Here is a 14,047-nt window from a genome sequence, read left to right as displayed (position 1 = left end):
CTATATTTACGTCTATTTTTGCGTGCAAAAAGCACGAGAAAAGGGGAATTGGCCTATGAACAACAGCATGAATATCTTGAAAAGGATGATGGCATTTTTGCTAGCCATGTTGCTACTTACAACCATGGTGGGAGATGATTTCTTCTCATTGGCAGATAGCGATTTGGACATGGTAACAGAAACCATCCAAGACGACGGGGCGGCATCCGACGTAGAAACTACGGAAGGAGAAACTGCGGATACCACTACGCCTGAGCCAGAGGTAACGGAAGAAGTGACAGAACCGGCTGAGACAGAACCGGTTGAGACAGAACCGGAAGTGACAGAGCCAGAAGTAACTGACCCAGAAGTCACGGATGAAGTAACGAATTCAGAAGAAATAAATATAGACGATTCCCAGAATATAGATGAAACGGATGAGATTTTACCAGAGGAAGAGGTTCCAGAGGAGGACGCAGAGGAAGAGTGCGAGCACGATTGGAAAGCTGTGTCTAACGATGACGGAACACACACTTGGGTTTGTACAAAGTGCGAAGAGCAGGGCGAGACAGAAGACTGCGAATTTGGAGAAGACGGAATCTGTATTCATTGCGGTTATGAGCAGCCAGCAGAAGAGGAAGAGTGCGACCACGAGTGGGAGTACACTTCAAACGATGATGGAACACACACAAAGCGCTGCACAAAGTGCGGAGTGGAAGAAGTAGAGGACTGCGAATTTGACGAAGATTGGGTTTGCGTTCACTGCGGATATGAGGATATGTCACTTGAGTATCAGGAATACTCAAAGACAATCCACGGTGTAAAGGTAACTGTAGCCGGCGAAATGCCAAGAAAGTCAAAGGTTACTATCTACACAAAATCACTTAAAAAAGTAAACGACATTGTAAATGAAACAATAGATGAAGGCACATTCGAAGCATACGAGGCCTTCGATATCACAATCTACGACCGTCATGGAGACAAGTATCAACCAAAGGACGATGGCAACTCAGTTTCAGTAACATTCGAAGGTGTCTCAGAACTTGCCGACACTCCAGACGAAGAAATCGTTGCATACCGCATCGAGGACGACCAGGAAACAGTAACAGAAATCCCATCTGACGTAGCAGGTGAGGATGTTAGCTTTGATGCAGAGCATTTCTCGACTTATGTAGTTGGTACGATTAATAATTCAGAAAGCTACATTACGATATATCCTGACTTGATTGATGGAATAGGATATTTAAAGGAAAACGATGTAGCTTCAACATATACAAGTCCATATATAAGAATTAAATCTGCTGATTTTAGAATATATGCTGATACAAAAGGCACATATACTTTCACAGCTACAGTTTATAAAAACGTATCTACATCAAAGGCTTTAAGCTCGGCAACAGCAGTAGCAACTGGAACTAAAGACGTTACAGCTTCAAGTATTGGTTGGATTAATGTATCTATACCAGTAACAGTTAAATCTGGAGCAGATGAATACATCGCTTATGGAGACAACTATGCTGTAATCATCGAAGCAACAGCTACTCCAAATGGATATGTAGATTTTGGATATGGAGATGGAAATATTGGAACATACATCTTAGAAGATGGATGGGAAAACGATGCTCCAGAGGGAGTATTTACAGAAAAAACAAATATAGATTACTCAACTAACTATAATGTGGAAGTAGTTGAAACACCTAGTGATTCATATACTATTACAAGCATAACAGGACCAGACCCATCAAGTGCAACATCATCAGCTGAACAGTTGAATCCTTATACAACTGACACATATTTGTACAGTTTAGGGGATACAGGAACCTTTACTGCTACATTATCTAATACATCAGCGACTAGAACTATAACATGGTCGACATCGAATAGTGCTGTTGTTTCAGTAAATGCGACAACAGGAGCATTTGAAGCAAAGAAGTCTGGTGAAGCAACAATTACAGCTACTTATAAAAGCAGCAAGAAAGAAATAACTGTAAAGGTTATCGAGTTTACAATTGCGGGTTCAGATGACGGCACGACACCATCAGTTGATTATGAAGGTGAAGCAATTGTTCCAACAGTTGTAGCTTATTCAGATAAAGACCAAAATAAAACAGTATCAGTAGAAAGAAGTGCTTCAAACAATACTGATGCTACAACAAACGCAAAGTTAGCAATCAGCTACACACCAGTTAGTGGTAAAACATATACATTTAACAGAACATTTACGATTAGTAAGTTAGCCCTTTCTTCAGCTGCGTTTACCGATGCGACTACTATGACGATAGAGAGCGGCGCAATAACAGCTATTGATAATATTGATCCAACAAATGCTGTATATAAAGTAAAGGCTAAGCCAGTATTTGGAAAAGATTTTACTGCAACATATACAACTGCAACTACAATAGCAGGTAAGACATATACTGTTTCCATAGTTGCAACAAGCGATGGCAACTTCTCGGGAAGTACAACATGGACTAAGACTGTAACAGCAGATGCTGGGTTAACAGTAGAATTTAGTAGCAATTCAGCTTTAGAAAATTGCACTTACACAGGAGATAAACTTGCGCTTGCGTCAGGATGGCCAGAGGTAGTCTTTAAAGATTCTGAAGGACAAGTAGTTGATTATATAAATTCAGAAACTGCAGATTATGTAATAACTGATAGATCAGGTGCTACAAGTGATGCTATTTTAACTAATGCAGGAGAAAAAACAATTACATTCACAATCAAGGATGGATATGGATTGGCAGGTACAACCCTTTCGCTTGATTTTGAAATGAAGAAAGCAGACATAGGTGCTGCTGGTGTTGCTAAGATTGAATGGATTAATCCTACATTTAATCATGATGGAAATGAACATAAAGCTAAAGCAGGAACAGATTTTACTGTCAAATTCAATGAAAAGACTGTAAGTGAAGACGAGTACTCAGTTTCATATGATGAGACAGCTGATTATGTAAATATAACAGGTTCATCAAAGATACCTACAGTAATAATTACTGGTGCAGGTAAGAATTTTGATTCAGAGAGTAAACTAGAAGGAACCTATAAAATAGTTGCAAGCTATGCCAATGATATGCGAATTCGTATAACAGTTGGTTCGAACAATTATGACGGTACAAAAGATAATAATTATGTAATTCCATATACTATGACATACGACGGTTCAAGCACTAGACCATCTACAATTCGTATGTATATGAATGGGAAATACTATACTGTTGATACAGATTTTACACTAACTATATTAGATAAAAATTCAACAGAATTAACACCAAATGCTGGCACAAAGGTAATTACTGCAACACCAACATCTACTGGTGCGTTAAAAGATTATGTAAGTTCACCAATAACAGCTTACTACGAGATAGGTGCTAGAACATTAACAACTAGTATGGTTGATTTATCAAAGCTTTCTTCGAGAACATATACAGGAAGTCCGATAACATTAACTACTGCTACAGCATCTTCTTCATCTACAGATAACTATGATATTAAAGTATCATATGGTTCAAATGTGCTTACGGAAAGTACAGATGGAGGCGTAACAGGCGATTATACAATAACATATGAAAACAATACTAATGCTGGAAGAGCGACATTCTATATTGAAGGTGTTGGAAACTTTACTGGAAAACTTACATCATCAAGCTATAAGTTTACGATTGATCCAGCTGAACTAACACGTAGTGATACAGATGTAACAAAAGCATATGTTACATGGAAGGATTCAGTAAATAATTTAGTATATAACGGTAGTGAATTTACACCAGAAGTAAAGTTCATTATTGGCTCAAATGATATTACTGATAAGATTACTAAAGATGTAGACTACACAGTTAAATATGATAACAATATCAGTGTTGGAACAGAAACAGCAACAGTAACAGTAACTGGTAGCAATAACCTTACCGGTTCAGTTATATTGAAGTTTTCTATTCTTAGCAATACGTCTAGCGCCTATACAATTAAAATAAAAGGCGATTATGAAGCAATGTATCTCGGCGAGGCTAAAGATGTTACAGCCGGAAGTACAATAACAAGATATTATACTAGTGATGTTCCAATAACTTATACAGGAACAGCTTTTAATGGTAGCGTTGCAGTATATTTAGGAAGTACAAAACTAACATATAAGACCGACTATAAGTATTCCTATATAAATGCTACTAATGCAAAGATTTACAACGAAGCAGATGGCAATTCAAACCCATATTTATACATTACAGGCCAAGGTAACTATAAAGGCAGCAATGCGATTGTTTATTTATCAATCAACCCAATCGACATTTCAAGCGATGATGTAACTGTTACATTAAGCGAAAAAAACAACTTCGAAAAAGCCTACACAGGCAGTGACGTTGCCCTTGAAGAACTAGTTGTATCTGTAAATAACAAAGAACTTACAGTAAGTACCGATGGAGGAACAACCGGAGATTACACAGTAACTTACAATGCTACTGATAAGACATCCGCAGGTGAAAAAACTATCACTATTACTGGTATAAATAATTATAAAGGCGCCGTTGATAAAACATACACAGTCGGTACAGATATTAGCCAAGGTAAAGTATCTATCTTAGGTGCATACTATGACGCAAACAATAATGTTCAAGGAGAAGATTATGCCTGCATATTGGGAGAGATTTCTACATTAGAAGCTAACCCGGTATCTCTCATGTGGAGAAATAGTCAGGCTCCAAAGGTATTGTTATACGACAAACATAGTACAAAGATTTACGATGCTGACGACGGTACCGTAGGAAATGTCTCTATTGACTCTATCACAAGTAGTTTAGACTTAACAGGGGACAAGTTATATGATGCAAGAGAAGCAAAGGGAACAGGTAAGTCCAACCTAATTACTATTGTTGTATCCGGAGAAACCGGCGAAGGTTTCTATGGAACTGCAAAGATTTGCTATTATATCAATCCTCAGCCATTGGGTGGACAGAGAGTTAAGGCTACTACAACAAAAGAACAACCTTATACAGGTAGCGACATAACTGTAGATCCTTCATTTGTCTTTACATATTCATACAGTGATGCAAAAACACCTTATACAACAGTAGAAGCAAATCATTCTATGGCATTAACTGCTGATGATTTTACTTGTGAAGGCAATATTGGCTCAACAGTAGGTACTAACGCAACTTTAACAGTTACAGGTGTTGGGAATTATAGTGGTGATGCGTCTTTAGGATTTAAGATTGTAGAAGGTTATGAGAACGTATATGTTGACACAATCGCAGAAACTCAGTTAGTAGGAACAACTAATGCGGCTTCAAACGAATTCACAATAGCTGATACGGCACATAGATATATGTACACAGGCGAAGCTATTGAACCTAAGATTATTGTTACTAATATGTCGGGTACACCATTGAGCTCAACTGAATACAGCATTACTTATGCTAATAACGTGGAACCAACAACGGCTGACAATTTAGCTACTGCAACAATAACTGTTAATAGCTCTAACTACGCAACAAAGACAATTACAGTTAAGTATGCAATTAATACAAATGCAATCACGGGCTTTTATGGAACAATGAGTGATGTTACATACACTCAGACAACTCTTACTTTGAATGCAATCAATACATTAATTGACACAAATAAAGTCGAAGTACATTTGTATGAAACAAAGGGTGGTAAAGAGCTTACTAGAGGAACTGATTATGAAATAATTGGCGTCGAAACAACGTCGCTTCCTTCATATCAGACTAGTTATTTGACAGTAAAAGGTCTTAATACTTACAGTGGAACAGAGAAGATTTACTTCAATATTGTATTGGATTTGACATCGACAACAGGTTCAAATTCTTTGGCAAGTGTATCCTTTGCATCTAGCAGAAATTTGCTTGTCAACGAGGATACAATAGTTCCAACAATCAAGTATAAGACATTGAATTCAACAGAGTATGATGGAACTATTCCTACAACTATTTCTATTGATGGAAAAGATGAACCTACATATTCTATAGCAAGAACAAATCCGGGAGAGCCAGGTGAAGATCCAGCAGTATCAGTAACTGGACAGTACCTCTGCGTAAATACTGCAGCCCATGTACTAGCAGCTGATGGTTCCGAGATTTACTTCTTGGCAGATTTAGCAACATACTCAGGTATTTCATTAAAAGCAACGACTATTGAATACACAGGCTCAGTGCTGGACCCAACTACATTATTCAATGGATTATTAGGTGATGCAGGTTCGGCAGATACAAATGGCGATTATACAATAAGCTACAACTATAAAAAGACATCGTCAGCAACAGAAACTTCAAATCCAGATGATGCCAAAGAAGTTGGTGTATACAATGTAGTAGTGACAGCAACAGATAATAGTAAGTATTATGCAAAAGACTCTAATACAGGAGCACGCTTTACTTTCTACATTAAATACAATCTAACAAATGCAACTATCAAGATATATGATGAAGCTAACAATGAGATTACAGAAACTTCATACACAGGAAGTGCATTCTCAATAGTTGATCATGTAAAAGTATTTGTAAAAGATACAAGTGAGGCTTCAAAGACAAAGGTTATTTATCACAAGGCATCAAGCTTAGATAGTAATGCGTATATTTCTGTTACACCAGCGACAGTAACAAACATAGACACTTATACTATTAAGGCTCAAAAGGCTACTGGATATGATGATGTTGTATATGGTGAAAAATCAGTAACATTTGATGTTTCAGGAGTTAGCTTAAAGACAAAGGGTACATTTACAATTACTACCCCTGATGATGGATTTATATACACAGGTTCGGGAATTGAGCCTAAGGTAACAGGAACAGTTGATGTAGGCGGAACACCAAAGACACTTACAGAAGGAAAAGACTTCTCTGTAACTTACTACAATAATACAAATGCAACTAATGGTGGTGATAAGGCATACATAGGTATTACTGGACTTGGTTCTTATAAGTGCCCAACATTCTACCCAGATAGTCTTAAGTTTGAAATAGAAAAACTTGACTTATCAGATACAGACCATGTAGTTGTAGAGGTAGAAGATGCGACCTATAGCGGTTATTTCCTTGATCCAACTACAGGCGGAGATAAGGTTAAACTTACACCAGACTATGCTGTTTACTATGTTGATAAAGCTAATGGAATCAAGAACAAGCTTCAAGTCCAGACAGGAACAACAACTACAGGTGATTATTATGCACCAGGTGTTGTAGATGGATCGTTCTATTCAAATAATACAGTAGCAGCAAACAGCACAGATACTAATGCTCCTAAATTAACAGTAACTGCCGGTGCTTCTGGCAATACAAAGAATAGTGCATCAGGAACATTCAATATCAAAAAGCTTGATTTGAATAGTGGTTCAGTTTCCTTTGCACAGAGAACTGCAGAGTACACAGGTGGAGAAATAGATGTAGCCAATATTGTAAAAATGACAACAAGCTACACTGATGCATCAGGAAATGTAGTAACAGTTCCACTTACACAAAAAGGTGCATATCAAGCAGTGGATGATACTAAGTGTGACTACAATGTAACGATTAAGAAGGGTAATACAAATATTACCAATGGTAAGGTTACAGAGGTAGGAACTTACACTATTGAAATTAGTGGTTTAAATAGCTGTGAATCAAGTATTACTGATACATTTACAGTAACTGAGCGTTCACTTTCAAGCAATTATCACTACTACTATAGTGCTGGAAATGGATTCCAAGGAACTTGGACATATAAGAGTGATTTGGATACCAACACTACAACTGCAGAACCTGGATATATTACGACAGGTGGTCTTAAGGACTCAGCAGGTAACATAACTGATACTCTTACAATTATGGTATATGATGTGGTTACCAAAGATGCAAATGGTGGCGATAATGTACCAAAGATTGCCATTACAGATGTTTACAAAGGCGCAGGAACAAATGGCGCAGATGTAACCTATGAATTGGTTCAGAATAAAGACTTTACTCTATCTGTAGAAAATGCAAAGGATACAGGTTCTGCCGAGTGGAGTGCAACGGTTACAGATGATAAACATGCACCAGTTGCATCAACATCACCAAAAGTAATTATCACCGGTAAAGGTACATATACGGGCACTTTGGAATTACCATTTAATATTGGTAAGAATCTTAATAATTTAGGAATAACTGTAACATATAGGTATGGAAGCAACACTTATGAATACAATACTTCTGAGAATAATCCAGAGAAGTTTAAAGATCAGTGGACATACGATTATGATTCTAAAGCCCACAAGCCAGTAGTAGTAAGTGTTGGAAGTATATCAGCAAAGAATTACACAGTTACATATACAGATGAAAGTGGAAACACTGACGCATGTATAAATGCAGGTTACAAGAAAATTGTAATAACGGGTGAAGGCGATTACTGTGGAACAATAACACAGACGTACAAGGTAAATAAGAGAAAGATTAGTGATTCGACTACTTCTCTATTTGAGACTCAGAATCCAATGCAGTCATCTGATGGAATGTTGCAGTTCACAATTTCAGGAACAAATCTGTCAAGAATGACAGCTGCTGATGTTCAAACATATCTTGTGGACACAGGAAAGATTAAAACAACTGATACTGACAATCAGGGTATATTTGTAGGATACTATTACACTACTTACGATGGCGCTACAGTTAAACCAACCGTAAAGATAGAAGATTTAGGATTAAATACAGTTGTAGATAATACTAAAGATGTAAAGATTACATATGAACCTGATTGTGGTACCGCATCTACATTTATTTACGAAGGAAGTACATTAAAATACACCACTAGCACAATTAACATAGAGTTTAGGACAGATAACGATGCGGAGAATGTAGGAAACTATTATGCTCCTACAAATCCTATTACATTTACAATAAAATTCATTATTCTTGAAGATGCGCTAAGTGACTTTGATGTCAAGTTTGTAAATGGAACAGATGATAACATGTATGATTATGCTGATGGTGACGAGATTGAACCAGAGGTAACAGTATTTAATAATAAGAGAGAACTTGAATTAGGTACAGATTATACTCTTAAATATGATGATAATGTAATGCCTGGTAAGGCTACAGTCACAGTGACAGGTATAGGTAATTATTCAGGGGACAAGAGCTTGAATTTCTACATAACAGGAGATTTAAGCAAAACATCTGTATACTATTACGATGAGAATAATAACTTCGTAAAAGCTGGAGATGATATTGGACCAGTTCAAACATATCACGGTGAAGGTATTACAAAGGGTGATCCACAAATGTATCTCGTATTAGAGCGAGATGGTGGAAATCCTGTAGATGATAAGCTTACCTATGATGTTGAGTATAGCTGTGTTAAATCCGATTCAGGCACTCGAACAGGTGAGGTTACATATAGAGGTATTACTGATGCTTCCAAGGATATCTATTGGTCAGGCGACAAGACAGTAACATTCAATGTTGATTTTGATATTTCAAACATTGGTATTACAAACTATAGGTCTGAATATCAGTACACAGGATATCCAATAATACCTGCATTTAAGCTTGACTATAGTGAGTCAGTTGCCTCAATAGAGGATATCACCTATAAGCGTGATGGAAATGTAATTACTTATACAGGAAAAGGTGAGACTGTTACAGAAGCACCAGACTTTGTAGAACCTGGAACAATTGAAGCTACAATCAACTATGAAGTAAATGGTGAAGCAGGATCGAAGACTATTAAGTACAAGATTACACCAAGAAATGTTTCAGTAGCTGAAAGTGATACAAGCTATTGTACAGTAGTATTGGCAAGTGAGCAGAGATATACAGGATTACCAGTTATCCCTTCTTACACAATATTTATTACATCGTACAATTTACAGACAGATAAGAAGCAGATTTTCAAAAAGCTTGTTAAATACGATTCAGAAACTGGTGTTGGTGATTACGAAATCAGCTATCCAACAAATAAGCCTTATTACAGTACTTCGAATGAAGATTTTTACACATTTACACTCACAGGTAAAGGTGGAAGACTTACTGGCACCTACACAAAGAGCTACACGATAAAGCTTCAAAGTGTTGCTAATCTTGTAGTAACAAGTAAGACTTCTGAATCAATATCAGTAGAATGGGTACGTGATATATTCTCTGATGGAACAACATTGACTCTTGAGAAGATTAATTCATCTGGAGATTATGAGGTAATCAAGATTGCTGGTGCAGCAAAGTCGACGACATATACTTTTACTGGATTAACAGGAAGTACAACTTACAGAGTTAGTGCGACTGCATATGCTAATGATCCTGATGGAACAACATTACACAGTGAAGCCGAAACAGTAGAAACAACAACAGATATTTCTACATCAAGCTTTGATGCAAACAGTTATGAAACAGGTAATGCAACATTAACATGGAGCACAACAGGTAATGTGACAATTTACTACATTTACAGAGCAGAAGATGAAACAAGTGAAGGAAAGTTAGTAGCAATCCTTCCTGCATCTACTGGAGCTTACACAAATACTAAGCTTACTTCAGGTCAGACATATTACTATCATATAGATGGTTATGGTCGCGTAAATGGAGTGCGTCAAAAGATTACAGAGTCAGAACATAAGCCAGTAACTATCAAATAATATGTAGAATGAAGGCTCTAGGGCAGTATGCCCTAGGGCCTTTTTGTATATTGTCGAAAAATTTTTAATCAATTAATTGTGTGTTCCTATTGAATTTGATACAATATATTGTAGTATCATGTGCAATAGGAAGAACGATATATGTCAGACAAGAAAAGGTTTAGTATTGGTGGGTTTGAGTTTGAAACTCACTATGAATATCGTGCAGCCCAAGAGGACGTTAAGAAAATAGAGTGCATCAATGAGGAGCTTGATATACAAGATCCAGAGGTTGCCCTACGCCTATATAATGATATTCGTGATGGCATCATTACATTCAACAGTCCAATCGGTGCTCAGTACACAGAGCACGTGGCAGATATTGTGGCAAACAAATCCGCAGGACTTCTAGACGATAGAGAGATAATCGAAGAGGCAGCAACCAAGGCAAAAAGCTCCAGACGCCTGGGACTTGTATTCGTAGCCATGGCGGTGGTACTCATTGGAGTATATGCTGGGGTAGAAATAAAGGACGTTTACGAGACCAGAAAGATAGCTGCAGAGATACAAAATCGAGAAGATAATACCCAAAACACTAATATTTCACAAAATAACGTTAATATTGATAATGATAATGACGATATAGATTCTGTGGAGGACTCAAATGCAGAGGCTAATGAAATCACAGAGGATTTGATAGTAAGTCCTTGGGATAAGAATTATGCAGCAGATGAGCGAGAGATTCTTCCAGATATGACTGAGCTATACTCGCAAAATAGCGATTTCGTAGGGATTCTTGAAGTCGTTGACACGGATATCAACTATCCGGTATGTCAGACTCCAAACGACCCTGAATATTATTTGAGAAGAGATTTCTATGGAGAAACGAGTACCGCCGGTACTTTATTCGTCGATTATCGTTGCGACATAGTTAATCCGACCACTAACACCATCATATATGGTCACAATATGAGATCTGGAACCATGTTTGGTGGATTAAAAAGATACTTAGACTATGATTATTATCAGTCGCATAAGACGATAATCTTTAAAACTCTATATGAGGAGCAAGAGTACGAAGTTGTTGGTGTAGGCCTGTCAGCAGTGGGTTATGATGATGACGACAGCTACAAATACTACAATTTCATCGACGCAGTTACAGGCTCAGAGCTCCAGGAGTTTTTAGATAACATCCAAAGTTTATCGGTATACGACGAGACAATCGACATTAGTTCTACGGACAAGATTTTGACCCTTAGCACTTGCAATAGCTACACCGAAGACGGTCGCATGTTTGTAGTTGCAAAGAGAGTCAAATAAAAAATAACAGAGCCTAAAAACTTGGATTTAGGGATGGGAATGCTATGGTGAAAAAGAACAAGGGATTATTGAAAAAAATAGGATGTATTCTTATTAGCGCATCTATTCTTCTGACGGGCTGGACCTTCTTTGGCAGCTCAATTTCGATTGCAGACGGGGACACGACTATAGTGGACGAAGTTCTGAATGAGGACCCAGATACAACTGAAGAAGATGTTGAAGAGGTGGCAGAGACCGAGGAGACTGAAGAAACAGCAGACGCAGCTGATGCTTCAGATGAAACAACTACAACCTTCAGCACTGATTCATTAGAATTATATAGCTTACCAGCAGCTGCTCTTGGCGCATCGCTTGCATCAACAAATGATGACGGTACATACACAGCAGATGACGGTGCTACTTATGCTGATAGTAGCATGACAGAATTAGTAAAAGTCCCAAAATCAGTTGGTACATCATTTACAGTTCCTAGCTCTGTAACAGTAATTGACGCAGGAGCTTTTGATGGAAGCGATGTTAAAAATCTTACATTTGAAGATGGAACAAAAATCACATCTATTGGAACGCATAATTCTTGGCCAAACACAGGCTCTGTAGATGATATGACATATGTTTCTTGCTTAGGATGTTCTTCAACATCAGTAGTAGTAACCTATTTCCAGGATTTACAGGACGCAGGAAAGTTTATCGAGATTAATTTTGACAACTCAGGAACAACAACAACATTTACTATTACATATGACTATATTTTATTAGCAAAAGATGGTACAGTTCTCAGAACAGAAACTGGAGTTTCAAACGAAACAGTTGTTGCAGGAAAAATACCAAATGGAGTCACAGCTACAACATATACAGATGCTAATGGTGTTGAGTATGCTAGAGTGACAGATTTAGATCCTGATTTAGAGGTTGCGACAAAGAATAGACCTTATGAATATACATTCCAAGCTACAATAGATACATACGAGATTACTATCATATATCAGTTGAATGATGCTGATGGTAATAAAGTAAAAGATGTTACCGCTAAAACATTAGCTTTAGCTTCAGGCTCAACACCTACCTACACAGCCGATTCTACATACACAGACGGCACAACAACATACACACTTACATCTAGCCCAACATTTGAGGAAGTTACAGGCCCTGCAACATATACATACGTATACACAGCATCCTCATCCGGTGGAGAATCAGGTGGTGGCGGAACCACAAATCCTACCTACACAGTTACAATCAAGGGTAACTTCTACGAGAACGATGGCACAACATACATCGGCGAGCGTACAATCACATCCTACACACAGGAAGCTGGCAAGGTTATCACAGCTCCTACAGTAGATGGCTACACAGCATTTGGCACAACAACATACACTGTCACAGCTTCAAACAGCCAGACAGCCACATTTACTTATAAGAAGACCACAGCATCTTCATCTTCTACAAAGAAGTTTAAGGTCACAGTTTACGACGTATTCTACGACCAGACTATGACAAAGAAGATTGAGACAAAGACACGTCAGACTGATACATACTCTCAGGGCGACACATTCAGCTACGATCCAAAGACATACTCTGGATACGAATATGTAAGCGCAGAGAACCAGTCAGGCACAGTCAACGCAGACAGAACAGTTACATTCAAGTACAAAGCAACAACAGCTTCTGGCAAGACAACAAGCAACTCAAAGTATTCAGTTACAGCTGGTGCAAACCAGAAGGTACCATCAAATGTAGGCACAGTTACAATCACATGTGACGGCCCACTTGATAAGATCGTTGCAATCAAGGTTGATGGTGTAACACTTGCTCAGAACCAGTTTACTGTAGAGTCAGGCTCAACAATCCTCACTCTTACAGCATCATATGTTTCAAGCCTTTCAGCTGGCGACCACGTAGTCAGATTTGAGTACACAGACGGCTGGGCAGAGACATTACTTACAATCACAGGAAAGACAACAACTACAGTTACTTACAAGGTAAGCAGCGACGGTTCAATCTCTTCTGGACACACAAAGGATACAACACCTACTACAGCAGATGGATTCGATAGCAGATATTTACTTTGCTTAGCAATCTTCTTACTTGGAGCAGGTACAATTCTTTTCAGCAAGCAGAAGAAGCTTGAGGCTATTCTTGCAGGTGATAGAGACGACGAATAAGTCGGGTGAA

3 protein-coding genes are annotated in these 14,047 nt (G+C 38.0%); all 3 read left to right on the top strand.

Annotated elements, in window-relative coordinates:
• The first annotated feature begins 55 nt into the window (after window positions 1-55).
• The 3 genes from T375_RS12370 (at window position 56) to T375_RS12360 (ending at window position 14,037) form a co-directional block, all read left to right on the top strand.
• Complete coding sequence (locus tag T375_RS12370) at window positions 56-10,576, top strand: hypothetical protein (RefSeq protein WP_044939091.1); 10,521 nt, start codon at window positions 56-58, stop codon at window positions 10,574-10,576.
• Window positions 10,577-10,717: 141 nt separating this feature from the next.
• Complete coding sequence (locus T375_RS13365; RefSeq protein WP_049960435.1) at window positions 10,718-11,875, top strand: class B sortase; 1,158 nt, start codon at window positions 10,718-10,720, stop codon at window positions 11,873-11,875.
• A gap of 44 nt (window positions 11,876-11,919) precedes the next feature.
• Window positions 11,920-14,037, top strand: coding sequence for a hypothetical protein (locus T375_RS12360; protein WP_044939088.1), 2,118 nt, complete (start codon window positions 11,920-11,922; stop codon window positions 14,035-14,037).
• Window positions 14,038-14,047: the final 10 nt, after the last annotated feature.

Origin of the sequence: Pseudobutyrivibrio sp. LB2011, assembly GCF_000701765.1 — a bacterium.
GTDB classification, from domain to species: Bacteria; Bacillota; Clostridia; order Lachnospirales; family Lachnospiraceae; genus Pseudobutyrivibrio; species Pseudobutyrivibrio ruminis.
Note: the sequence above shows the minus strand (reverse complement) of the source record. Positions and strands in the feature narration are given on the sequence as shown.